Consider the following 23,589-nt stretch of genomic DNA (forward strand, 5'->3'; position numbering starts at 1 on the left):
GCCCGGCGGACGGCACCGGGAGCTGTGAGCTCAACCCTCCGGTGCCTTCGTCCAGGACGGCCGTCGGACGCCCTTTGGCTAGCCCACCTCGTGGAACTCGAACACCGGCCTGCTTCCTCTCCTCGCCATGCCACGGACGATGGGGGCGATATGGTTTCAACTCTGCTTTCAGGGCTAGTCGTTGGACATGTCCAGACGCTACGGCGGAAGCCCCGCGGGGACGGTCATCTCCATCATCGCGGACATCGCGGCACTGATCCTGATCCTGTGGATCGCCTTCTACCTGTTCGACGCCAACACCGCCAACAGCGCGGTCTCCTGGGTACACGACGCGGCGAACTGGCTCTCGGGCTGGTCGCACAACCTGTTCACCATCCACTCGGACAACTGGCGCACCGTGGTCAACTACGGTCTGCCCGCCGTCGTCTACCTGCTGATCGGTCACGCGGTGGCCGGCCGGGTCAACCGGACTTAGCCCCTCCGCCGACGCGCAGCCGCGCGTAGAACATCGGGGCGGAACGGGCCGCCCGTGGCCCGTCGCCCTCGATGCCCACGTGCCGGAGCCTGAACGTGGCATCGACTGTCCACGAGGCGCGGACGGCACTGAACTGCCAGGCACAGACGCGGTACCCAGCCCCAGCCCCCGGCAGCGTGACGTTCCACCCCGAGGAGGCCCATGGTGTCTGCAGGTACCGCAACTCCCCTCATCCCCGCAGAAGCTCCCCGAGCTCCGGGCCGGCGGCCTGTGGTCGCTGATATACCGGAGGACTGCGAGACGGTCGTCGTCAGCGGCGGTCTCACTCTCGCCACCGTTCCGGGACTGCGCGCGCGTCTTCTGGGCGCATGTCACAGCCCCGGAAGGCAGTTGACCCTCTACCTGTCGGGCGTCACCTCCTGCGACACCCTGGGCCTCGGGCTGCTCGTCGCCACGGCACGCAAGGTCCACCTCTCCGGCGGTGGCCTGCGCCTTGCCGCCCCGAGCCGCGCCGTCGCCGAGGCGCTGAGCGACAGCGGGCTGATCCGGCTCCTCCGGGTCCTTCCCGATGCCGGCACGGCCGTCGGAATCGCGGCGGCCGAGGCGCCCGCCCCGGGGCTCCGGACAGCGGCCCAGACACACGGACGACCGGTGGACGACTCGCCGCCATGGAGCTTCGCGCTCACCCGACGACTGCCCGGGACCGGGCGGGGATCAGCCGTGGGCACGTGACGCGTCGGATTCGGAGTCCGCCTGTGCCGGCCAGTTGTCCCGCCGTTCCCGCGCCACTGCCGCACGGCTGCCGATGCGTTCACCGCCGGAGCCGACCCGTTCTCCGCTCAGCGAGACGGCGCGCGCGGTGGGCGGGGCAGGGGTGATCAGTTCCGGGAGTTCGGGGAGCGCGGGGCGCGCGCTGCTCCGGCGCGCGGACTCGCCGTCGGTTTCCCGGCTCTGGTGCTCGAAGAAGCGGAGCATCTCCACCGGGAACGGCATGACCAGGGTGCTGTTCTTCTCGGCGGAGACGTCCACCACGGTCTGCAGCAGGCGCAGTTGGAGTGCTCCGGGGGTGTCGGCCATGGTCGCCGCGGCGTCGCTCAGCCGCTGGGACGCCTGGAACTCACCGTCGGCGGCGATGACCCGGGCCCGGCGCTCACGTTCGGCCTCGGCCTGCTTGGACATGGAGCGCATCATCGACTCCGGAAGGGCGATGTCCTTGATCTCCACGCGTTCGATGCGCAGTCCCCAGGGTTCCTCGGTGGGAGCGTCCATCACCTTCTTGAGCTCCGCGTTGATGTGGTCGCGGTCGGAGAGAAGCGTGTCCAGATCCGCCCTGCCGATGACCGCGCGCAGCGAGGTCTGGGCGATCTGGGAGACGGCGCTGGGGTAGTTGCGGACGTTCACCAGGGCCTTGACCGGGTCGATGACCCGGAAGTAGACGACCGCGTCCACGGTGAGCGTCACGTTGTCGGCGGTGATGGATCCCTGCGGCGGGATGCCGAGGACCTCGGTCTGGACGGACACCTTCTGCATCCGGTCCCCGATCGGCCGGATGACGCGCAGGCCGGGCCCGCGGATGTCCGGCAGCAGCCGCCCGAAGCGGAACACCACGCCCATCTCGTACTGCTGGACGCTGCGCAGGCTCAGGGCGAGCAGGACCAGCCCGACCGCAGCCAACAGAACCAGCACAGTGATCAGAACACCCATGGTTCTCACATTCCTTGCGTCGATGGTGTCCCCGAACCCGAGCGGTCCGGGAAACACACGGCACGGGAGGACCCCGGCCTGTTGTCCGTGGTGCGGCGGCCGGGGTCCCGGGCTGCTGTTGATCTGCTACGTCGGCCCGGCTCAGCCGGGAGAACTCTTTGGTACGTCGGTCCGGTCGGCCCGGGTGATGCCAGTGGTGGCCAGAATCCGCTCGGTCGAGACGGCGTTGTCGTCCTGTACTGCCATGGCCATCGCGGCGCGTGCGGGCGAGGGGGCCGTCTCCGGAGGAATCATCAGGAACAGGAAGTGGTCCTGGTCGCCCCGGGTGACGATCATCGTGCTGTTCCCGACGGCGGACCAGTCGATGTGGACCGTATGTCCCTCGACGACCAGATGGCCCGGTGTCCTGTCCCTCCCGCTCGCGTCGAGACCGACGGGGGCGATGGGGCGCCCAGTCGCGCCGTCAACGCGAGGAGCAGGCCGGAGAGCTGGCTCTCGAGGTCGCGCGTCCTCGGCCACCACGCGCCGTCGAACGTCCCCGTGCGATGGGGCGTCGTCTCCATCCGCAGGATCGAGGTGCCGGGGAGCACCGGCTCACTGCTGGTGTCTGCCAGGAGCCTGACGGGGTGTATGGCGGGGAGCATGGCGACTCACTTCTCTCCGGTGCGGGCCCGGCCCCGTGGCCGGAGCCGTCCGCGTCCCCCGTCGCGGTGGTCGCGGCGATCGCCGGTGCCGCTCGCTCCGGCACGACCGCGAACCTTCCGCGGGGCCGGTGGCGCCGGACCTCGAACAGCCGGCCGGGAGCGGCCGTAGGGGAAAGCGGTGATGCGCTCGTCGTGCTGGTTGTTGAGCAGATGGATCAGGAGCACGCCCACAGCGACCATCGCCAGGAGCACGACCACGGTCACAAAGGTCTCCATGGCCCTCACATCCCCCGTGCCGGATTCGGTATCGCAAGAGCGACCGGTGTGATGCCGAGTACCGGAGCAGTGACTGCCGGTATCCGCGGACGTGCGAACGGATCACGGGCCTCATGGCCTCCTTCGGCGTCCCAGACGGCCTGCACGGCCCAGTCGGTCTCCGACACGGTGCGCAGACGCGCCGCCTCCTCCATCAGCCGGCCCGTGGTCGACGTGCGCAGTGGGTCGCTCGCGGCGGCCATCAGCCAGACCGCCGAGACGGGAGTCGTCTGCGGATCGAGCACGGCAGTCAATGAGGGAAGTTCCGCCCCCAGATCCCGGGAGCGGGGCCACCAGGAGCCATCCAGCGGAGCCGGTGCCGAACCGGTGAGGGCCGGCGACATGCGGAGAGATGGCGAGGAGGGCCGGTGTTCGAGAATCGGCGTGTACGAAACGGTCGCAGTCATGATGCGAACCCTGCTCCGGAGCGGCCGCAACCGGCCCGGCGTGTTCAATCGCCGAAAACGACACAGGCATGGAGGCCGGTGCGCGAAATACCCTCGGTAACACCAGGGTACTCCTCCGGCTGGCCGTACGGACTGTGCCCAGCAGTCGCGGTGACCCGGGACCCGTTACCTGAGTCCACCGATCCGAGATGGCGAGTTGATGAACAGATCCGGCGGGCCGTTCCACGGACGCGATCCGTGCGACTGTGGGAAGTGGACGGGCCGACGCCGAGCACCCGGATACCGATCGGCTGCCGCGGTCGGCCGTCTGTGACAGTGAGGAGCGCGCCATGGGCGCGAACACGGCCGAGACCGCGTTACCCGACACCCTTCAGAAGCTCACAGACCATCTGACGGCCTCCTACGCCGACCTGCTGACGGCCGCAGTCGTGCGGGATGTCGTGCAGGACTGCTACCAGCCGCTCAGCAACGCTCGTATCGCCAACTACGTGCCGATCCTCGTCGAGCACAACAGCCGTACCAAGCTACGACAACTCGTCCGACGCCCCGATCCCACGGTTCCCCTTCGCGAGGAGTCCGACGGGACACGAGGCCACTCCGCCACCACGGCCCTGCGAAGGATTCGCATCGCCCTGACCCGCTCGGCCTAGACACCGCTGCCGTTCAAGGAACACTGGGCACACGGGCCCGCTCCGGAGCGGGTTCTCAGGACAACGCCGACCGCCTACCCGGTGGGGGCAGCTTCTGGAGCAGCTCCCACAGCGGTCGTGGGCCTCCCGCCCACTCGCCCAGCGTTCCGCGGTCGACCAGATGCAGCTTCTGGGACTTCGCGAGCGGCGCACACCCCGCGGTGAAGCGTCCGTTCGTCACCAGAACCACCACGTCCCCGCCGTGCAGCTGGCGGCCGGTGCCGTTGAGCACATGCAGATCCGGGGTGCCGACCGGCGATCCCGAGGCCCCGTCCTGCCGGTGCTTGCACTGAATCACCCAGCGCCTGCCGAGCGGATCGGTCGCTGTGACGTCTGCGCCGTTGTCTCCGGCCCCGCCCACCTGTACGGCGTCCGCACAGCCGTCACGATGCATCAGGTCCCGTACCGCGAACTCGAAGTCCTCGTGGTGGAGCCCGTCGAGCTGGGGGAGCCGGTATCGCAGCCGCCGCACGTGCACCCGCTCCCAGCGAGCACTCACCGCCCACTGCGTGAGCCAGAGACCGCCGGCCCCGCCCACGATGGCGGCGAGCACGGCGAACAGCCACCAGTTGCCCAGCAGCCACTGGCCCACGGCGACGCAGAGCCCGACGCCCGCGGCAGCCGCTGTGGCGAGCACCAACGGCCGAGGCCCTCCGGGCCTCGTCGGGGTCGGGGCACGCTTCGGAGACTTTCGAGTCCGGCGCACCGGCGGCCGGCGACTCACCACTACCCTTCGTTGACAGCGACGCGACCGCAGCCGCCCGGAACCGGAGTCGTAATCGTCACCTCGTGCCGGGCTCTCGGAGCACAGCGATCGGCTCCCCGGACGTGTGTTCCGTCGTTCCTCACGTACGGATCGGTCCAAGGCACCGTGTCCTCCTCGGCGCTCTTGCGCGGCCGCTCCGACCGGACAACAGGCCTCGGCGCGGACATTCTTGACACTAGGTCAGATTATTCGGCCCGCTGAGAGCGAGCGCCCTATTCGGCCGCGCCGAACACTCGCACCCCGCCCGTCGCGTACCCCAGGGCACACGCGTTCCCATCGGGTGGGCCCTCGACGGTGGTGCGAATCCGAGCGGGACTCGGACGGCGGCCAGATTCCGTTCCGCCCCAGCTCTCGTCGGACGTCAGCCTCAGCGAGATGCTGTTGATGCAGTTGCGCTGATCGGGAGGGAGTCGCAAACGCCGTCCGGAAGGAGATACCCGAAGTCGGCCGAGAAGCGCGCGTGACGGTGCGTTCCGGACGCACCGACGATGCCTGGCGCCGGCCGGAGCCGTCACTCGTCTCCGGTGTGACGCCACGACCGGAACCGCCGCAGTCCGCTCCTCACCGTGCGTGCGGGCAGAGCCGCGATGCGATCGCTGTGGCTCGTGGTCAACGACCGCAGGCTTGTCGAACATGGTTGCGGTCATGACGCGGACCCTGCCCCGGGCCGGCCTGCACCGGCCCGGCGTTGTGACTCGCCGAGAGCGACACGAGCGGGAAAGCCCCTGTACGAAGTGTTCTCGGTAATTCCAGAGTGCTCCCGGCCAGGGCCCGACCTCAGCGGAGAGGACGCCGCCGAGCGCGCCGGGTCAGCCGCACGGCGGCTACGGCAACATCGGCCACGAGAACCACGATGCCGATGATCAGCAGATAGCCCAGACCTCCGGCTGTCGCGCCGATGATTCCCAGGACGACGGCAACGAGGGCGAGCAGGAGGAAGATCGCCACGACTCGTACACCTCCCGTGGACCGTGCCGCCGCTCAGCGGCGTGCGAGTTCTGTTCGCCGTTCGCGCCCGGCTGAGTACGTCATGCCGTAGTGCTGGAAGATCGCTTCCTCCTGCTCGGCGGCCAGGATGTCGTCCGTGCCGATCGAAAGAGCCCTCCTCACCAGGCTCCTGGCGTAGGAGATCTTCACGTAACCCGGCCCCGGGAGTGCGTCGTCGAGGGGCACGAAGACCAGGCGCCGGTGAGAGTCGGGAGCCCGGTCCGTACGGTGACCGCGGGCTGGTTCGTCGGTGGTGGTGCCCCCGTAGACCGCTTCGACCACGCCGATCTTGTGCCCCTTCGGGTCGACGACGTCATGGGTGCACCACGCGCGGATGTCGGCTGCCTTGATCATGCGCCGTCCCTCCTGAGCGGGACACCCGTCGACGCGGGCCGGGCCCCTTGGAAGGTCGCCGCCTGGCCGGAACCGCCGGTGCGGCTGTGACAACGACTCCGGCGCAAACACGCCGGAGTCGCCCTTCAGGGCGGCTGCACGTGAGAGTGAGCCAACCCACGATCCATGTAGTTACTGCGGCTGGTACGGCTTGCGCTTCTCCCTGGCGTCGCCTCAACCACGCTCTCCTACGGCTCCCGTGATCCATCCGGCACCGAGTGACGCAGGACGCGGCCCCACATGGACACGTACTGGCGCCACAGCGACCCGCTCACGTACGTGATCCCGTGCCGGGCGCAGATCTCGCGTACCCGTGGCGCGAGTTCGGAGTAGCGGTTGCTGGGCAGGTCGGGGAAGACGTGGTGTTCGATCTGGTGGCTCAGGTTGCCGGTGAGTATGTGGAGGAGGTAACCGCCCTCGATGTTCGCCGAGCCTTGGATCTGGCGCAGGTACCACTGGCCGCGGGTCTCGCCCTCCAGTTGCTCCTCCTCGTACGAGAAGGTCTGGACGTCGCCCGGGAAGTGGCCGCAGAAGATCACGGTGTGCGCCCAGATGTTGCGAAGCCCGTTCGCGGTGACGTTGCCGACCAGGCAGGGCAGCGCGGACGGGCCCGCGAGAAGCGGGAAGAGGACGTAGTCCTTGGCCGCCTGGCGCACGGCCTTGCGGGCCAGGCCAGCCAGGTCGCCGAGAAAGGCCCGCGCGCTCTTGCGCCCTGACGGCAGGGCGTCCGCCTCCAGGTCGTAGAGGGCGATGCCCCACTCGAAGACGGGGGCGAGCAGAGCGGTGTACAGCGGCTGGAGGAGGTGGACCGGATGCCAGGGCTGGTCCGGGCTCATGCGCAGGATGGTGTAGCCGAGATCCCGGTCGAGACCGACGACGTTGGTGTAGGTGTGGTGCAGGTGGTTGTGGGTGTGCTTCCAGGCGTCGGCGGGGGTGAGGAAGTCCCACTCCCAGGTGGTGGAGTGGATCGCCGGGTCGCCCATCCAGTCCCACTGGCCGTGCAGGATGTTGTGGCCCAGCTCCATGTTCTCCAGGATCTTGGCGGTGGTCAGCATCGCGGTGCCCGCGAGCCAGGCGGGCGGAAAGAGGGATACGGCGAGGGCGGCGCGGCCGCCGGTCTCCAGGCCGCGCTGCGCGGCGATCACCGTACGGATGTAGCGGGCGTCCTGCGCGCCGCGCGCCGCGACGATCTCGGCTCGGATCCGGTCGAGCTCCTCGCCGAGCAACTCCGTGTGATCTTCGGGCGACTCAAGAGGGGTGACTGGTACGGCAGTTGTGGACATTGCAGGCTCCTCGAGGGGCCTAGAGAGCGAGGGCGAGCGGACCTGCCGCACCATTGACGCAGGTCTGGATCAACTCGCCCGGTTCGCCGTGCAGTTCACCGGTCCGCAGATCGCGGACACGGCCGTGGACCAGCGGGACGAGGCAGCCGAAGCAGATCCCCCGGCGGCAGCCGTACGGCATCACCACACCGGCCGCCTCCCCGGTCTCCAGAAGAGGCACGCCCGCGGACGCGTCGGCCTCGACGCCGCTGTGCTCGAACCGGACCCGGCCGCCCGGCGCGTCGGAGTCCTGCGGCAGCACGGGCGTCAGCCGGAAACGCTCCACGCGCAGACGCTCACCGGCCCCGGCCGCCGCCCAGTGCCGGGACATTGCGTCGAGCAGCCCGTCCGGACCGCAGGCCCAGGTCTCCCGGTCGTACCAGTCCGGGCAGAGCACGCCCATGTGCTCCGGGACCAGCCGGCCCGCGGTACGGGTGTACCGCGCGTGGACGCTCAGCCAGGGCAACCGGGCTGCCAGCCCTGCCAGTTCGGCACGGAAGAGGAACTCGTCCGGACCGGGTGCGCTGTGCAGGAGTACGACGTCGGGGGCGGGCCCGGAGAAGCGGCGGCCCGCGAGGGTCCGCAGCATCCCCGCCACCGGGGTGATGCCGCTGCCCGCCGTCACCATCAGCATCCTCGGCGGCAGCGGATCCTCCGGCAGCGTGAACTCGCCCTGCGCGGGGCCGAGTCGGAGCACCGTGCCGCAACGCGTGCGGTGCACGAGGTGCGGGGAGACCCGGCCGCCGGGTTCCGCCTTGACCGTGATCGTCAGCGTTCGGCCCGGCGCCTCGGGGGGTGAGGTGATCGAGTACGTACGCCAGTGCCGTACGCCGTCGATCTCCACCCCCACCGGCAGGTACTGCCCGGCGCGGTGCCCCGCCCAGCCGCGGCCGGGACGGATCTCCAGCGTGGCCGCCCCGGCGCACTCCGGCCGCACGGCGACCACCCGGCCCGCGGGATGGCGGGCGGACAGCAGCGGGTCGATCAGGCCGAAGTAGTCGTCCGGAGCGAGGGGACTCGCAAGCGGGTTCACGAGAGCACTGGCGATCCGGCCCGCCACCGTCGGCACACGGCCGCTGCCCCATTCGGCGAGCCGGTCGGCAAAGCCGAGGAGAGCGGCGAGCGAGCGGGCCGACGGCATGGACGGGGTCGGTGCGCGCAGAACCGGCATGGGAGGGAACCCTTCTCTCACCACAGGGCACACGCGGGGGCAGGGCGCGTCGGGCACGTCATCTCATCGAGCGCATCCCCGCACCACGTACTCGGGATCACCTCGGTCACGCGCGTCGGGCCCCCGGGTGGCGGGCCGCAGCCGGCGTCCCGCCAGAGAACCACAACGACACGGCCCGTGGCGGACGTTGGACCAGATTCCGCCACCCCACACACCCCTCCCTTCACACGCGCCGAGCGACACGGGTGATCCCGCCCGGCGCACGCGGAAGGACCTCGGAAGCAAGGGCGTACGGATTCCGTGCCCGTCCGTGGCACCATGGCCGAATCCCGCATCCGGACAGGCAGCCAGGGCGGCGATCCGGTCACCTCCACGACTCCTCACACGCCGGTTCCGGCCAATGCGGGCGGCTATCCGGGCCGTTGGGTCCGGTCGTTGTGGGCGAGGCCGTCCGGATGTTCCTTCGTGCGCTCGCCAAGAGGAAGAACCAGTACGCGGAAGGTCGTCGGGCCGGGCAGGCGCTCGATCCGACCCACGTCCTGCCAGCCCCAGTCCTTGAAGACGGCACAGGCCGAAACGGCGGACTGATCCACCAACGTGACGCCGAGCGAAGCCTGATGGTCGGTGAGCAGGCGCTCCTGGAGCCGACGGGCGAGCCCACGGGCGTGCTGATGCGGATGGACGACGGTTTCCAGGATCGCGAAGACGTGTCCGGACGCGGTCAGTTGCTCCAGATTCTGCGGCAGTGGCCCGTCGAACCCCTGCCACCAGGAGCCGTCGCGCGGCACGGAGAAGCCGCAGACGCACCCTGTCAGGGCCTCCGCCTCGGCGACCAGCATGTCGAATCCCGGCAGTTTCACGTCGTCCGCCAGACGGCGCAGGAACTTCTGCCGGTCGTGGAACTCCTCGCCGGGCTCGGCAGCGGAGGACTCCACGTACAGATCCGCCAGGTCCTCCCGCAGGCCCTCGGCCTGCCAGCGGTTCAGCCGGCGCAGCCGCACCGTGTCCAGGTTGAGACGCTCCGAGCCTTCGGGTTCGTGCGGTTGCCGTGGGGTGCGCATGGGGCGCCTCGGTTCAGGAGACCGGCAGATGTGCGGGAGTGCCATCGTGGCCGATGGGCGGTGCGGCGCCGGGGTCCGGGACGTCTGTACACCAGCGTAGCCCCGGATCGGTGCCCCGGCGGGGCCCGTTGGGGGCACGGGGCCACTGGGCGCCGATGGACGAACGGTGAACGCGCTGGCCGGAACCATCCGTGGGCAGCGTAGCCGGACGGCGGAAACCCTGTTTGAACGCGGGCTGCCCGGGAAGCCGTCCGGTGTGCTTCGGACCGGAGGCACGCCCGTGGGAGCAGCTGTCGCTGCTCCCCTGTGCGCTGCGGTCTGCCGGCTCCCACGGTGAGCGACGCCACCGATCAGGGAGACATATGTCCATGCCGGCCGAACGCACGCAGAGCCCACGAAGCACACGCACCTACGACGACACCCCGGACACCGACGCGGCGTTCCGCCGTATCGCTACCCTGCCGGACGGCCTGGAGAGGTCCGCGCTGCGCCAGGAGGTGGTGTGCGCCTGGATGCCGATGGCCGTACGGCTCGCACGTCGCTTCCGCCATCGCGGCGAGACCTTCGAAGACCTCAAGCAGGTCGCCCAACTGGGCCTGGTCAAGGCGGTGTCCCGCTTCGACCCGAGTCTTGGCACCGCCTTCCCGAGCTTTGCCATACCGACGATCCTCGGCGAGGTGAAGCGGCACTTCCGTGACGAACTCTGGATCGTGCATGTGCCGCGGCGCGTACAGGATCTGCGCGGCCGGGTCCGGGCCGCCGGAAATGAGATCAGCTCCACGACGGGCGGTCGTGAACCGTCCGTCCCCGAGCTCGCCGCGCACACCGGCCTGACCAAGGCGGAGGTACGGCTGGGCCAGGGCGCGCTGGAGAGCTTCACCGCCCTGTCCATGGACGCCATGCCCGGCCACTCCGCGGACACCTACCCGCTGACCGACACTCTCGGTGTGATGGAGCCCGGCTTCGACCGGGTCGTCAACCGTGAGGCGCTCCGACCCCTGCTGCGGGCACTGCCGGAACGCGAACGGCAGATCCTGTACATGAGGTTTTTCTGCGAGATGACGCAGGCCCGCATCGGTTTGCAGCTCGGCGTCTCCCAGATGCACGTCTCCCGTCTGATCACCCGCACCTGTACCCGCCTGCACGACCAGGTGATGGCCGACCCTCGTATTCGGAGGAGGGCCGCGTGACGACGCCCCGGGTGCACGGGCGGCGCCCGCGAACGGCCCTGTCCCGCTCCACGTGTACCTGCTCCAGGCTTCACGCGGGGAAGACGGGACTGCGACCGGGTCCGGTACGAGCAGGTCTTTCCAAGCAGGCTCCCAGCCCCCGAGTCGGAAACGAGGCCGGCCGGACCGCGAACCCCGGCGCAGGGGCCGCGGTCGGTGGCGCGCCGGCTGTGGCGCGGAGTGGGGTCAGGACCCCAGTCCGAGGAGGGGCTCGGAGTCGTCGATGAAGGCGCGGGCCACATCGGACAGGCGTCGGTTGTGCGCACGGGCGTAACTGCGCAGGGTGGTGAAGGCCTGTTCCATGTCGATGCTCTGGCGTTCGGCGAGTTTGCCTTTGGCCTGCTCGATCAGTACGCGGCTGTTCAGCGCGGTCTGCAGTTGCTCGTTGAGGATCGTGCTGCGGTGGGTGGAGCGTTGTTGCAGGAGGCTGATGGTGGCGACGTCGGCCAGGGCCTGGGCGATGAGTGTGCCTGCCGGGTCGAAGGGGCCGGGGGCGGCGCGGAAGAGGTTGAGGGCGCCGACGACCTCGTCCCGCAGGCGCATGGGCAGTGCCTGGACCGCCCCGAACCCGCTGCGGTGGGCCGCTGTGACGAAGCGCGGCCAGCGGTCGACCTCCTGGGTCAGGTCGGGGACGATCACCGGTGTGCCGGTGCGGAAGCACTCCAGACAGGGGCCTTCATCGTTCTGGAGCTGGAAGAGTTCCAGCAGGCGTACCTGTTCGTCGGAGGCGGCCATGACGCGGAGTTCGCCGTCGTGGTCCGCGAGCAGCACTCCGGCCGCACTGGCGCCGAGCATCGCCACGCAGCGGTCGGTGAGCAGCCGCAGGAAGTCGATCAGGTCGAAGTCGGCGACCAGGTTGTCCGCCAGCTCGACGAAGGTCTTGGCCAGGAGCCGCTGATTCATCGTGTCACCCTCGATAGAGACTATTCCCACCGAAAGGGGGGCGGGAAGTCCAGATGGTTCGTCGGTCGGCGCCGGTGCGTCAGGTTTCCTCGTCGGCCTGGTCCGGCTCCGCACACGGGGAGAAGCGGAGCCGGTGGGCCACCACATCGGCGGCCACGTCCGAGAGCGGGGGGCCCTGCATGTAGGCGTGGGCGCGCAGCCGTACGAAGGCCTCGTCGATGCCGACGCCGAGCTGGACGGTGAGGATGCCGGTGGCCTGGTCGATCTCCGCCCGGTATCCGCCGAGGTCCTCGAAGCCGCGGTCCGGCGACGGCCCGCCAGCCGGCGCGCCCGTCTCGTCGATCCGGGCGTCGAGCAGGAGCAGCGTCGCGAGATCGGCGAACGCCAGTGCGTCGGCCAGCTCCTCTGCATCCAGCACGGTCGGCACGTCGGCGTACAGGTCCAGGACTCCCGGGCTGATCGCCCCCATCTGCAGGGGGAACGCGAAGACCGAGCGTGCCCCGGTTTCCAGGGCCGCATCCGCGAACACGGCCCAGCGGTCCTGCAGCACACCGGTCAGCAGATCGGGTGTCAGGACGGCCGAGCCGTGCAGGAAGGCATCCACGCAGGGCCCCTCGCCCAGCGTGAGCTGCAACTCCTCCAACTGCTCGCTGATGTCGTCGGTGCTGCACAGCGGATGGCTCGCCGCAGTCCGGGACATCGCCGACAGCCCGGCCCCGCCGACCGGCAGCGCGGCCACGGCCGCGGTGCACACATCCACCACACCGACCCGGGCACCGCGTCGCGCAGCCTGCTCCGCGACCAGCGTCTGGATGCGGGCCGACCGGCCGGCGGACGTCATCCGGGCCACCGCGTCCAGGCATCGTGAGCAAGTTCCTCCAGCCGCGCCGCGGTTCGCTCCCCGACCGGAAGGACCAGCACCCGGAGCAGCCTGGCGGTGATCGGCTTCCAGATCTCTCCCACGTCCAGCCATCCCCAGGAACGGAGCGCGGCGAGGGTGGGGTGATCGGCCCCGTCCACCAGGGTGGCGCCGAGAGACGCCTGCTGGTCGGCCAGCAGCCGCTCCTGCAGCCGGCGGGCCACCTCCTGGTCCTGCGGATGAGGGCGGACCAGGAGGTCGGTGATCGCGAAGACGCCGCTGGACGCTATGAGTTGCTCGATGCCGCGCGGGAGTGCCCCGTCGAACCCGAGCCACCAGAAGCCGTGGCTGCACACTGGGAAGCCGAAAGCGCATCCCACGAGGCCGTCCGTCTCTGCGATCACCATGGCGAAGCCCGGCCGCCGGATGTCGGCGGTGAGACGGTTCAGGAAGTGCCGGCGGCTGGGACGGCGGTACGCCTCAGGAGGTGACGTCTCACGGGAGTCCATGTACAGATCCGTCAGCTGCCCGCTCAGACCGTGCGCCTGCCGGCGGTTCACCCGACGCAACCGGACCGCGTCCATGGTGGACGACTCGCTGCCACGGGGCTTTCGTGGCTGTCCCCGCCCCGACCGGACCGTCACCGCGCATCACCCGAGAGCACAGAGGCAAGCGGAAGTGTCCGGTGCGGTGGGGTTTGGGCGGTCGGGGCCGGGACACCCCCGGGAGGAGGTGACAGATGCCCGGACGGAACGCCGAGGAGTAGGGACCCGGAGCCGGTGAGGTCGAGTATCAGGCCCAGCGTCGGTGGCGGGTGGTGCAGTCGCAGGGTCCCGCCGGCTTCTGCGGCCTTCTGCGCGGCGTGGAGGAAGGCGTTGAGGCCGCTGCAGTCGCAGAAGGCGACAGGGGTGAGGTCGACGTCGATGGTGCGGATGCCGTCGCTCAGGCACTGCGCCAGTGCCGAGTGCACCAGCGGGGCCGATTCCAGGTCGATCTCGCCGGCCAGGGTGATCAGTGCCCGTTTCCTTCGGCCATGACGGTAGACGGTGAGCTGGGGGAGGGGCATGACGCCTCGGTTCGGAAGACCATCCGGCAGGGGACGCGTTGACGCCGGGATTCCCGGCGCCCATGGCGCCCTGTCGGCAGGGGCGTACGTTCGGCGGAGGTAGAGCAACGGCCGGTCCGACAGGACACCGGACCCATCCAGTCCCTCCAGGGATGCGCCTGGTGCCGGACGAAGAGTCCGCTCCCCGAAGCCATCTGTCTCGAGCAACGACAAGCCGCCGGGGTCTGGGACGTCCGTACAGCAGCATAGTCCGCAACCCGGTCCGACGGGCGGTCCGAAGCCGTCCGCTCCTCGTACCGGGGCGATGCCAGGACATGATGCCGCACGGGTATGTCCGGTGCCCTGCACGGTACTTGGGCAGGCAGCGCGAAACACGGTGACCGACGGCCGTCCAGGCACGACGGACGGTCCGTGCACCACCTGAGGAGGTGGCTCCGCATGACGGAGCCGAACAGTTCAACTCTGCAGGGCCGCACGGCCCGGACCTGAGGAACCGCTGGAGACCCGCGGCCGGACGGCCATCGCGGACGGGGTGGTGGAGAAGATCGCCGGGTTGCCGCACGGGAAGTCCCCGGAGCCAACGCACGGGGCGGCGGATTCACTCGCACTTTGGGCGCCGTGCGCGACCGGGCACGCGAGCGCGGGGCACGGCGTCAAGGTCGAGCGCGGCGGGAACGGAGGCGTCGAGGCTCTTGTCTGAGGGGCGTTGTGGGTTCATGCGGCGGACTCCCATTCGCTGAGGGCTACGGCATGGGCGGCGGCCGGCTCGTCGTAAGTGCGCTGGTGGCGTGGGTGATGAGGATCAGGCGACCGTCCGGAGCGACGCGCCAGTCGGGCACCGCGTGGCCGGTGACCGGATCGAAGACAGACCCGTCGGGGGCGTGCCACACGGACGGGATCTCATCGGGATGTGGCGCGGGGACCAGGACTTGGCGGCCGTCGCGGGTGATCACCAAGGCCCTGCTGCGGTGCTCCGCGAGCCGGTCCAATGCCTCCCGGTACGCGGCGCGTTGGGCAGCGTGCCGAATCGCAGGTTCGCCAGAGTCGACACCCGTGATCCACACCGTCCGACTCTGGCCCCACGAAGGCCAGTTGCTGCTGCCTCTGACTGCCTCTGAGCGATCCGGGTCGAACGGGGTCGAATCAGAGTGTTTTCCTCTGACTGCCTCCGATCGCCTCCGCAATGGGCCCGGCAAGGCGGCTTCCGTCAGGCGGAAGTGTGCGTCGGTGCGGGATCCGCGTTCCTCGAAGCGGCCCTCGGCTGACGATCCGTCCAAAACCGTTCGCCTCACGTACCGCCGACTTTCACATGGGGGCCACAGGACCCTTCCCTGACGTTTGGTGCTCTTGGAACACTCCAACCGCGCACGTTCCATCACCAATCCGGCCGACCGGGCCCGTCAGGACAAGAGGTCACTCACCCATGCCTCAAGTGAATCGGCGCCGTTTCCTCCAACTCGCCGGCGGCACCGCGGCGTTCACCGCGCTGTCCAGCAGCATTCAGCGGGCCGCGGCGCTGCCCGCGCACCATCGTTCCGGCACGATCGACGACGTAGAGCACATCGTCGTCCTGATGCAGGAAAACCGTTCCTTCGACCACTACTTCGGCTCGCTGAGAGGTGTCAGGGGCTTCGGCGACCCGCGTCCGGCCACGACGTCGGGCAGCAAGTCGGTCTGGTACCAGTCGGACGGCACCAAGGACGTGCTTCCGTTCCGGCCCGAGGCGGACAATCTGGGCCTGCAGTTCATCCAGGACCTCCCGCACGGGTGGAGCGACGGACACACCGCCTTCAACAAGGGCAAGTACGACAAATGGGTGCCCGCCAAGTCGTCGACGACGATGGCGTACCTGACGCGCGAGGACATCCCGTTCCACTACGCGCTCGCCGACGCGTTCACCATCTGCGACGCGTACCACTGCTCGTTCATCGGCTCCACCGACCCGAACCGCTACTACATGTGGACGGGTTACACGGGGAACGACGGCAAGGGCGGCGGCCCGGTTCTCGGCAACGACGAGGCCGGGTACGACTGGACCACGTACCCCGAGCGCCTCGAAGCGGCCGGGGTCTCCTGGAAGATCTACCAGGACGTCGGCGACGGCCTGGACGCGAACGGCTCCTGGGGCTGGATCTCGGACGCCTACCGCGGCAACTACGGCGACAACTCGCTGCTGTACTTCAACCAGTACCGCAACGCCAAGCCCGGCGACCCGCTCTACGACAAGGCCCGCACCGGCACCGACGCCCGTAAGGGCGAGGGCTTCTTCGACCAGTTGAAGGCCGACGTCCAGGGCAAGAAGCTGCCCAAGATCTCCTGGGTCGTCGCGCCCGAGGCGTTCACCGAGCACCCCAACTGGCCCGCCAACTACGGTGCTTGGTACATCTCCCAGGTCCTCGACGCGCTCACCTCCGACCCTGAGGTCTGGAGCAAGACTGCCCTGTTCATCACGTACGACGAGAACGACGGCTTCTTCGACCACCTCGTGCCGCCGTTCCCGCCGCAGTCCGCCGCGCAGGGCAAGTCCACGGTCGACGTCGGCCCGGACCTCTACCAGGGCGACGCGAGCCGCACCGCCGGACCCTACGGACTCGGCCAGCGCGTACCGATGCTCGTCGTCTCGCCGTGGAGCAAGGGCGGGTTCGTCTGCTCCGAGACGCTCGACCACACCTCGATCATCCGGTTCATGGAGCGCCGCTTCGGCGTGCACGAGCCCAACATCTCGCCCTGGCGGCGCGCGATCAGCGGCGACCTCACCGCCGCGTTCGACTTCGCCCGCAAGGACGTGAAGCCGGTCGCGCTGCCGGACACCGACGGCTACCAGCCGCCGGACCACGACCGCCACCCCGACTACGTGCCCACCCCGCCCGCGAACCCCGTCCTGCCCAAGCAGGAGCGCGGCTCGCGCCCGGCCCGCCCGCTGAAGTACGCGCCCCTCGTGGACGGTTCGGCGGACCCGGCGGCCGGCAAGTTCACGCTCACCTTCGGCTCGGGCGCCAAGGCGGGCGCCGCCTTCCTCGTCACCTCCGGGAACCGCACCGACGGCCCCTGGACGTACACCACCGAGGCGGGCAAGACCGTCTCGGACACCTGGAACTCGGCGTACTCCAGCGGCTCGTACGACCTCACCGTGCACGGACCGAACGGCTTCCTGCGCACCTTCAAGGGCCCCGGCAAGACGGCGGGACCCGAGGTCACCGCGCGCCACGTCGGCGGCAACGTGGAGCTGACCTTCACCAACAAGGGCTCGGGCACGGCCACTCTCAAGCTCACCAACGGCTATGGCGGAGGGTCGCAGTCGTTCAAGGTGCGGGCGGGCGCGACCGTGAAGCACACGGTGGATCTGCGGGCGAGCAAGCGCTGGTACGACCTGACCGTCGTCTCCGACGCGGACGCGGGCTTCTTGCGCCGGTTCGCCGGACATGTCGAGAACGGTCTGCCGGGTGTGAGCGATCCGGCGATCGTCACCGGCTGATGGTTACCCAAGCGCCGGTTGCCTTCCGGCCATCTCGCGGTAGTGTGCCCCGGTGACCACGCATTCGAACACTCCTGCAGGTTGGTACCCGGATCCGCACGGGGCGCCCCAGACATTGCGTTACTGGGACGGCTCGCAATGGACCGAGCACACGAATGCGGACCAGCAGGCCCAGGCGGCGCAGCAGGTACCGCAGCAGGCCCAGCAGCCCCAACAGGCGTACGCCCAGCCCGCTCCGGGTCCTGACCCGCGTGTGCAGAAGCAGGTGCAGCAGCAGGCCGGAGTCGCGCCCAGCGGCGCCGGCGGCGGCAGCCTGTTCACCGAGCCGGTCCTGGTGGTGAACCAGAAGGCCAAGCTGATCGAGGTGACCAACGAGTACAAGGTCATGGATCAGAACGGCAACCAGATCGGCGCGGTCACCGAGGTCGGGCAGAACGCGTTCAAGAAGGTCCTGCGCTTCGTCTCCAGCCTCGACCAGTTCATGACCCACAAGCTGGAGATCCGTGACGCGTACGGCCAGCCGCAGCTGCTGCTGACCCGCCCCGCGAAGTTCCTCAAGTCGCGGGTGATCGTGTCGCGTCCGGACGGCTCGCCGGTCGGCGAGATCGTGCAGCAGAACATGATCGGCAAGATCAACTTCGCGATGAACGTCAACGGCCAGCAGGTCGGCGCGATCAAGGCGGAGAACTGGCGCGCGTGGAACTTCGCGATCGTCGACCACGCGGACAACGAGGTCGCCCGGATCACCAAGACCTGGGAAGGCCTCGCCAAGACGATGTTCACCACTGCGGACAACTACGTCCTGCAGATCCACTTCCAGCTCCCCGAGCCCCTGTTGAGCCTCGTCGTGGCCACGGCTCTGACCGTCGACACGGCGCTCAAGCAGGACTCCCGAGGACTGGGCTGACATCGCCTTCGCCACTGGGCATTCGGCATGAGGAAGGGTGGTTGCGGATCTCCGCAACCGCCCTTCTGTCGTTGGCGCCGGAGAGTCGACGCTAGAGCGCGGTCAGATGGCCCGAGTTGGGCTGCTTGGGCACCAACGAGGGTTCGTACGCGGCCGAACCGGGCTCCAGTGCCAGCACCGCGGCGACGGGGTGGTCGTCGTCCACCAAGTCCTCCACCGAGTCGGCCGCCAGGGGCACGGGCTCCGGGGCCGACCGCGACAGCGTCACCACGCCCCACGCCGCCACACCCGCTCCCGCGAGCGCCAGCAGTACGCCCGCCGCGCCGCCCTGAAGGCGTTCGCCGAGCAGGCAGAGGCCGATCACCGCGGCGGCCACCGGGTTGGCGAGCGTCACGACGGCGAGCGGGGCGCCGAGACCGCCCTGGTAGGCGGTCTGCGACAGGAGGAGCCCGCCCGCCGCGAAGGCCGCCACGAGCAGCGCCACCACGACCACTTGGGCGCTCAGCAGCGAGTCCGAGCGGTCCGTCGCGGCCACCGTCACGGTCTGTGTGAGTGCCGAGGCGACACCCGAGGCGAACCCGGAGGCGGTCGCGTGCCGCAGCCCCGGCCGGGCTCCGGGTCGGGACAGGCCGCCGATCAGCACGGCGGTCGTACCGGCGACGGCCAGCGCCTGAGGCACGCTCAGCACGTCGTCGGGCGCCGGCCCGGACGCCGTGACCAGCAGCGCGGCGAGGCCGAGCAGCGTGAGCGCCGTACCGCGCCACTCGACCGCGCTGACCCGCCGTCCGGCCACCCGCGCCCCCAGCGGCACCGCGGCCACCAGGGTGAGCGCGCCGAGCGGCTGCACCAGCGTGAGCGTGCCGTACTTGAGCGCGGCGACATGCAGCAGCGCGGCGGACGCGTTGAGCACGACCGACCACCACCAGGCCCCGCTGGCCAGCAGCCGCAGCGTGCCCGCGCCGGCGGACCGGGACGCGAGCCGCTCCTGGGCGACGGCCGCCGCGGCGTATGCGACGGCCGAGAACAGTGACAGGACGACGGCGGCGAGAGTCGCGCTCATCGTCCCGCCCCCACGAGCTCCGGCACTTGCTGTCCGGGGCCGTCCGCGCGTTCCTGGATCCGTCCGGCGGTCGTCGCCGTCCGCTGCGGCAGGTGGATCACGGCGAGCGCGATGCCGAGCAGCGCGGCCGCGACGATCGCGTCGAACCAGTAGTGGTTCGCCGTGCCGACGATGACCAGCAAGGTGAGCAGCGGATGCAGCAGCCACAGCCAGCGCCAGCGGGACCGAGTGGCCGCGATCAGGCCGATCGCCACCATCAGTGCCCAGCCGAAGTGCAGTGACGGCATCGCCGCGAACTGGTTCGCCATCGAGTCGGTCGCAGGGTGCGCCCCGTACACCGTGGGCCCGTACACCTGCCCGGTGTCCACGAGCCCCGTCTCGCCGAGCAGCCGCGGCGGCGCGAGCGGGAAGGTGAGGTGTCCCACCAGGGCGGCGGCGGTGACCATGGCGAGCACTCGGCGGGCCCAGACGTAGTGGGCCGGGTGCCGCAGGTACAGCCAGACCAGGAAGGCCGCGGTGGCCGGGAAGTGCACGGTCGCGTAGTAGGTGTTCGCGAGGTGCACGAGGGTGTCGCTGTGCAGCAGTGCGGACTGCACGGCGCCCTCGCCTGGCAAGTGCACGGCCCGCTCCAGGTCCCAGACGCGGTGCGCGTTGCCGAACGCCTCGCCGGTGTGGCCGGTGGCCAGCTGCCGGCCGACCTTGTAGACGACGAAGAGCCCCACGACGAGCAGCAGCTCGCGAAGGAGCGGCGGGCGCGCCGCGGTGTCGTACGCGTGCGACGTGGAGGCGGCGCCATGGGGCGACGCCCGGCGTATGCCCGCGTCGGGCGGCTCCGGCTCTGAGGCGGACTCGGATTCTGCAGGCTCGGTTCGGGAATCCATCCCCCGGCCCCCTTGCTGACGGTCTTGCGTGGGGTGGTTCGCGGTGAGCCCAGGACAGGATCCACTCGACAGAAGAGTGGATCCTGTCCAAGGCTCATCGATACGGCAGTGTACCGATACGCCAGTGTACCGATACGGATGCGTACCGGTACACTGGCGTATCGATTAGACTGTGTGAAGCGGAACACCGTGGATCACCGAAGCGAGCCGGATTCAGCGAGGAGAAGAGCCATGACGTCGCAGGCTGCGGACGGACCGGAGACGGTCGTCGCCTCGCGCCGCTCCAAGATCACGCCCGAGCGTGAGCAGGAGTTCTACGACGCCGTGCTCGACCAGATCCGCGAATGCGGCTACGAGGCGCTCACCATGGAGGGCGTGGCCACCAGCACCCGCTGCAGCAAGTCCACGCTCTACCGGCAATGGAAGACGAAGCCCCAGTTCGTGGCCGCCGCGCTGCGCGCCAACCGCTGTCCGCGATTCACGGGGATCGACACCGGCTCGCTCGCCGGGGACCTGCGCGAGGCCGCGCGGGCCGCGGGCGACTGGTCGGGCCGCGACACCCAGCTGCTCCAGGCGCTCGGCCATGCCGTGATGCAGGACAGGGAGCTGCAGGAGGCGTTGCGCGACGCGCTCGTCGAGCCCGAGATCGCCGCGGTCAAGGAGATGATCGCCCGCGCGGTCGACCGGGGGGAGATCGCCGCCGACCACCCGGCGCTGGAGTTCATCCCGGCACAGCTGTTCGGCGTCGTGCGCGTACGCCCCGTTCTGGAAGGCAAGTACGCGGATTCGGACTATCTCTCACAGTTCGTGGAGGCGGTCGTGCTGCCGGCCCTTGGCCTGACCTGAGACTCAGGTCGCCGTCCGCGGGATGACCGGACGTCGGCCTGTATCGCGCCGCACCGTGGGGACGGGGGCGGCGCACCCCCCGGCCGGGTGGGGTTCCCCTTGAGCGGAGGGGCGCCCCACCCGGCCGAACACTTTCCAGCCGGAGCGGGGCGGGGGCGCGCCCGCACTTCCCCGGGGTCTCCTAGACGTTCTGCCCGTTGCCGCCGGCTCCGGACGCCACCTTGATGCCCTTGGTGATCGTGTCGATCACCGACTGCTCGGGCGCCTTGGAACTGACGTCGACACCGAAGCGGACGACGACGAGCGACTTCGAGTCGGCGGGGGACGGGAAGACGAGCGACTCGACATAGCCGTCGTCACCCTTGCTCGTCACGACCTTCCAGCGGACCAGATAGCCCTTCTCGCCGGCCACCGTGACCGCCTTGGAGGCGAGCTCCGTGTGCGAGGTGATCGTGCCGTAGCCCTTGCCGTACGACTCCTGGGCGTTCTTGGAGATGTCCTCCTTGGCCGCCGCCTCCGCGGTGGTGGCCTTGAGCCCCTGTGCCAGCGCGGGGGCCGAGTACGCCCCGCCCCGCTGGCAGTCCTGCGAGGTGGCGCCGGGGCACTTGTAGGTGTCCTTGGTGGCGATCGCGGCCCCGGCCGCGTTGGCCTGGGCGGTCCAGTCGTCGGGGATCGGGATGCTGATGCCGCTGACGGCGTCGACGGCATAGCCGTCCTCGGTCTGCGGCTGCGCGGACTGACCCGGTGCCGGGGTCTGACCGTCCGATCCGCCGGAGCCGCCGGGCAGGCCGCCGGGGCCGCCCGACTCGCCCTGGCCGCCACCGGGACCACCCGTGCCACCCTGTCCGCCCCCGGGGCCGCCCTGCCCACCGGGGCCCTGGGAGTTCGCGCTGTTGCCGCTGTTGCCGTCGTCCTTGGTCAGCGCGTACACACCGCCTCCGATGCCCGCGAGGACCGCGATCGCCGCGGCGACCGCTATGCCCATGCGCAGTCCGCGCCGCGGCGAACCCGGGGCAGGCGCCGGATACGGCCCGGCGGCCGGCGGGTGCGCCGGAGGACCCCATGCGGCGGCCGACCCGACGGGGCGGGTCTGGTCCGTCCATGCATTACCGTCCCACCAGCGCTCGGTGGCGGGAGCGTCATCTGTCTGCCCGGGGTCGGGATACCAGCCGGGGGGAGTCACCTGCGTCATGGTGCCCACCGTATGAGCCCTGGGTGAAAGGCGGATGAGAGGGTCCCGGCGGGAGTCACTTCAGGACCGCTCCGGGAGGCGTCATTTCAGGACCATCCGTACCGGCGCCCGGTTCGCCCGCGGCGGCAGTCGCAGCCCGTCCCTGCCCGGGGTGATCGACCCGAGCACGCTGGGATGCCGGGCCCCGGTGCTCGTCGGATCGGTGCCCGCGAGCCCGTGCAGCGTCAGAAAACCCAGCACGGCGAAGGCGTACGCCTCCTTGGCGGCCGACGGCAGCCCCAGTTCGTCGGAGGTGCGCAGCGCCACCCCGGGGAGCTCCTCGCCCAGCATCGCCATGAGTACGGGATTGCGGGTGCCGCCGCCGGAGGCGATCACTTCCGTGGCCCGCACCGCACGCACGGCGTCCGCGACGGTCCGGGCGGTGAGCCGGGTGAGGGTCGCGATGACGTCCTCGGCGGTGAGCGTCCCGAAACCCGCCAACGCGTCCCGCAGATAGCCGAGATGGAACAACTCCTTGCCGGTCGTCTTGGGCGCGGGCAGCGCGTAGTAGGGCTCCGCGAGCAGGCGCCGGAGCAGCGGCTCGTGGACCGTGCCGCGGGCGGCGAGGGCGCCGTCCACGTCGTAGTCGAGGCGCCCGCCGCTCAGCCCCCGCGCCGCCGCGTCGACGAGCGCGCATGCGGGCCCGGTGTCGAAGGCGGTGCCGTCCCGCGCGGTGAGGTTGGCGATGCCGCCGAGATTCAGCGCCACCGGCGTGCCCGGCCGGCCGCGCAGCCACAGCAGGTCGACCAGGCTCACCAGCGGTGCGCCCTGGCCGCCCGCGGCGATGTCACGCGGGCGGAAGTCGGCGACCACGGGCAGCCCGGTCGCCTCGGCGATCCAGGCGGGCTGCCCGAGCTGGAGGGTTCCGTGCACCTGTCCGTCCGCCGCCCAGTGGTAGACGGTCTGGCCGTGCGAGGCGACCAACTCACCTCCCCCGTCGCACAGTTCACGGTCGCCCCGGACGGCTGCCGCCGCGAAGGCCCGTCCGATGAGGGTGTCCAGGCGGCACACCTCGGCCAGGCTGGTGGGGGCCGGAGGCAGTGCCGCCGCGAGCGCGTCGCGCAGCCCGTCGTCGTACGCCTCGCTGACCAGCCCGAGCGGCCGCAGTACGAGGCTGTCGCCGTCCAGGGTCAGCTCGGCGGCCGCCGCGTCGATCGCGTCGTACGACGTGCCGGACATCAGGCCGATCACCCGCACC

The 23,589-nt window shown here is 70.2% G+C and carries 25 protein-coding genes and 2 pseudogenes; 8 read left to right on the forward strand and 19 right to left on the reverse strand.

What is annotated here, in order from left to right; translation table 11 throughout:
• Positions 1-187: 187 nt before the first annotated feature.
• Both AB5J53_RS40795 and AB5J53_RS40800 read left to right on the forward strand, forming a co-directional pair.
• A complete protein-coding gene (locus tag AB5J53_RS40795) occupies positions 188-475 on the forward strand; it encodes a hypothetical protein (RefSeq protein ID WP_369250626.1) in 288 nt (95 codons plus the stop codon).
• Positions 476-676: 201 nt separating this feature from the next.
• A complete protein-coding gene (locus AB5J53_RS40800; RefSeq protein ID WP_369250627.1) occupies positions 677-1,207 on the forward strand; it encodes an STAS domain-containing protein in 531 nt (176 codons plus the stop codon).
• Here the strand turns inward: AB5J53_RS40800 and AB5J53_RS40805 are convergent.
• From AB5J53_RS40805 to AB5J53_RS40820, 4 genes and pseudogenes are all read right to left on the reverse strand, one after another.
• Entirely contained in the window at positions 1,190-2,179 is a 990-nt protein-coding gene (locus AB5J53_RS40805; protein WP_369250628.1) for an SPFH domain-containing protein, read from the reverse strand. The genes AB5J53_RS40800 and AB5J53_RS40805 overlap by 18 nt on opposite strands.
• A 141-nt stretch (positions 2,180-2,320) precedes the next feature.
• Positions 2,321-2,823 (reverse strand): annotated as a pseudogene (locus AB5J53_RS40810) (DUF5994 family protein).
• A 6-nt stretch (positions 2,824-2,829) separates the two neighbouring features.
• Entirely contained in the window at positions 2,830-3,099 is a 270-nt protein-coding gene (locus AB5J53_RS40815; protein WP_369250629.1) for a hypothetical protein, read from the reverse strand.
• A gap of 5 nt (positions 3,100-3,104) precedes the next feature.
• Positions 3,105-3,545 carry a DUF5994 family protein gene (locus AB5J53_RS40820; RefSeq protein ID WP_369250630.1) on the reverse strand — a complete coding sequence of 147 codons (441 nt, stop codon included), beginning with the start codon at positions 3,543-3,545 and terminating at the stop codon, positions 3,105-3,107.
• A gap of 329 nt (positions 3,546-3,874) precedes the next feature.
• Between AB5J53_RS40820 and AB5J53_RS40825 the strand changes: the two genes are divergently transcribed.
• Entirely contained in the window at positions 3,875-4,195 is a 321-nt protein-coding gene (locus AB5J53_RS40825) for a three-helix bundle dimerization domain-containing protein (protein ID WP_369250631.1), read from the forward strand.
• A gap of 55 nt (positions 4,196-4,250) precedes the next feature.
• On the opposite strand, the gene AB5J53_RS40830 is transcribed toward AB5J53_RS40825, so the two are convergent.
• The 6 genes from AB5J53_RS40830 to AB5J53_RS40855 form a co-directional block, all read right to left on the reverse strand.
• Positions 4,251-4,871 (reverse strand): restriction endonuclease, encoded by a 621-nt coding sequence (locus tag AB5J53_RS40830; RefSeq protein ID WP_369250632.1) that lies wholly within the window; start codon positions 4,869-4,871, stop codon positions 4,251-4,253.
• Between the two features lie 906 nt (positions 4,872-5,777).
• Positions 5,778-5,948, reverse strand: coding sequence for a hypothetical protein (locus AB5J53_RS40835; protein WP_369250633.1), 171 nt, complete (start codon positions 5,946-5,948; stop codon positions 5,778-5,780).
• A 33-nt stretch (positions 5,949-5,981) separates the two neighbouring features.
• Positions 5,982-6,341, reverse strand: coding sequence for a PRC-barrel domain containing protein (locus tag AB5J53_RS40840; RefSeq protein ID WP_369250634.1), 360 nt, complete (start codon positions 6,339-6,341; stop codon positions 5,982-5,984).
• Positions 6,342-6,568: 227 nt separating this feature from the next.
• Complete coding sequence (locus AB5J53_RS40845; protein ID WP_369250635.1) at positions 6,569-7,663, reverse strand: fatty acid desaturase; 1,095 nt, start codon at positions 7,661-7,663, stop codon at positions 6,569-6,571.
• A 19-nt stretch (positions 7,664-7,682) separates the two neighbouring features.
• Complete coding sequence (locus AB5J53_RS40850; protein ID WP_369250636.1) at positions 7,683-8,873, reverse strand: ferredoxin reductase; 1,191 nt, start codon at positions 8,871-8,873, stop codon at positions 7,683-7,685.
• 410 nt (positions 8,874-9,283) lie between these two features.
• Complete coding sequence (locus tag AB5J53_RS40855; protein ID WP_369250637.1) at positions 9,284-9,934, reverse strand: hypothetical protein; 651 nt, start codon at positions 9,932-9,934, stop codon at positions 9,284-9,286.
• Between the two features lie 368 nt (positions 9,935-10,302).
• Here AB5J53_RS40855 and AB5J53_RS40860 point away from each other — a divergent pair, with 368 nt between their 5' ends.
• Positions 10,303-11,124: a SigB/SigF/SigG family RNA polymerase sigma factor gene (locus tag AB5J53_RS40860; RefSeq protein WP_369250638.1), complete on the forward strand. Its 822-nt coding sequence runs from the start codon at positions 10,303-10,305 to the stop codon at positions 11,122-11,124.
• A gap of 225 nt (positions 11,125-11,349) precedes the next feature.
• Here the strand turns inward: AB5J53_RS40860 and AB5J53_RS40865 are convergent, their stop codons facing one another.
• The 4 genes from AB5J53_RS40865 to AB5J53_RS40880 all read right to left on the reverse strand — a co-directional run bounded on the left by AB5J53_RS40865 (position 11,350) and on the right by AB5J53_RS40880 (position 13,991).
• Positions 11,350-12,066 carry a GAF and ANTAR domain-containing protein gene (locus AB5J53_RS40865; RefSeq protein ID WP_369250639.1) on the reverse strand — a complete coding sequence of 239 codons (717 nt, stop codon included), beginning with the start codon at positions 12,064-12,066 and terminating at the stop codon, positions 11,350-11,352.
• A gap of 79 nt (positions 12,067-12,145) precedes the next feature.
• Positions 12,146-12,907, reverse strand: coding sequence for an ANTAR domain-containing protein (locus AB5J53_RS40870; RefSeq protein WP_369250640.1), 762 nt, complete (start codon positions 12,905-12,907; stop codon positions 12,146-12,148).
• Positions 12,904-13,434, reverse strand: a complete 531-nt coding sequence (locus AB5J53_RS40875) for a hypothetical protein (RefSeq protein ID WP_369250641.1) — start codon at positions 13,432-13,434, stop codon at positions 12,904-12,906. The genes AB5J53_RS40870 and AB5J53_RS40875 overlap by 4 nt, the downstream gene beginning before the upstream one ends.
• Before the next feature lie 131 nt (positions 13,435-13,565).
• Complete coding sequence (locus AB5J53_RS40880) at positions 13,566-13,991, reverse strand: STAS domain-containing protein (protein WP_369250642.1); 426 nt, start codon at positions 13,989-13,991, stop codon at positions 13,566-13,568.
• Between the two features lie 490 nt (positions 13,992-14,481).
• On the opposite strand from AB5J53_RS40880, the pseudogene AB5J53_RS40885 reads away from it, so the two are divergent.
• Positions 14,482-14,621 (forward strand): annotated as a pseudogene (locus AB5J53_RS40885) (Asp23/Gls24 family envelope stress response protein); the annotation flags it as partial.
• Between the two features lie 113 nt (positions 14,622-14,734).
• On the opposite strand, the gene AB5J53_RS40890 reads toward AB5J53_RS40885, so the two are convergent.
• Positions 14,735-14,980 (reverse strand): hypothetical protein, encoded by a 246-nt coding sequence (locus AB5J53_RS40890; RefSeq protein WP_369250643.1) that lies wholly within the window; start codon positions 14,978-14,980, stop codon positions 14,735-14,737.
• 434 nt (positions 14,981-15,414) lie between these two features.
• On the opposite strand from AB5J53_RS40890, the gene AB5J53_RS40895 reads away from it, so the two are divergent.
• Positions 15,415-17,466, forward strand: a complete 2,052-nt coding sequence (locus AB5J53_RS40895; RefSeq protein WP_369250644.1) for a phosphocholine-specific phospholipase C — start codon at positions 15,415-15,417, stop codon at positions 17,464-17,466.
• A 52-nt stretch (positions 17,467-17,518) separates the two neighbouring features.
• The gene (locus AB5J53_RS40900; protein WP_369250645.1) at positions 17,519-18,373 is read left to right on the forward strand and encodes a phospholipid scramblase-related protein; all 855 of its coding nucleotides are present in this window, start codon (positions 17,519-17,521) and stop codon (positions 18,371-18,373) included.
• 91 nt (positions 18,374-18,464) lie between these two features.
• On the opposite strand, the gene AB5J53_RS40905 is transcribed toward AB5J53_RS40900, so the two are convergent.
• Together AB5J53_RS40905 and AB5J53_RS40910 are read right to left on the reverse strand one after the other, a co-directional pair.
• The gene (locus AB5J53_RS40905; protein WP_369250646.1) at positions 18,465-19,433 is read right to left on the reverse strand and encodes a hypothetical protein; all 969 of its coding nucleotides are present in this window, start codon (positions 19,431-19,433) and stop codon (positions 18,465-18,467) included.
• On the reverse strand, positions 19,430-20,314 hold the full coding sequence (locus AB5J53_RS40910) for a phosphatase PAP2 family protein (protein ID WP_369250647.1): 885 nt from the start codon (positions 20,312-20,314) through the stop codon (positions 19,430-19,432). The genes AB5J53_RS40905 and AB5J53_RS40910 overlap by 4 nt, the downstream gene beginning before the upstream one ends.
• Positions 20,315-20,545: 231 nt before the next feature.
• Between AB5J53_RS40910 and AB5J53_RS40915 the strand changes: the two genes are divergently transcribed.
• Positions 20,546-21,160 carry a TetR/AcrR family transcriptional regulator C-terminal ligand-binding domain-containing protein gene (locus AB5J53_RS40915; RefSeq protein ID WP_369250648.1) on the forward strand — a complete coding sequence of 205 codons (615 nt, stop codon included), beginning with the start codon at positions 20,546-20,548 and terminating at the stop codon, positions 21,158-21,160.
• Positions 21,161-21,341: 181 nt separating this feature from the next.
• Here the strand turns inward: AB5J53_RS40915 and AB5J53_RS40920 are convergent, their stop codons facing one another.
• Positions 21,342-22,352, reverse strand: coding sequence for a DUF2510 domain-containing protein (locus AB5J53_RS40920; RefSeq protein WP_369250649.1), 1,011 nt, complete (start codon positions 22,350-22,352; stop codon positions 21,342-21,344).
• Between the two features lie 81 nt (positions 22,353-22,433).
• Positions 22,434-23,588, reverse strand: coding sequence for an anhydro-N-acetylmuramic acid kinase (locus AB5J53_RS40925; protein WP_369250650.1), 1,155 nt, complete (start codon positions 23,586-23,588; stop codon positions 22,434-22,436).
• Position 23,589: the final 1 nt, after the last annotated feature.

Origin of the sequence: Streptomyces sp. R41 (genome assembly GCF_041053055.1) — a bacterium.
GTDB lineage: Bacteria > Actinomycetota > Actinomycetes > Streptomycetales > Streptomycetaceae > Streptomyces.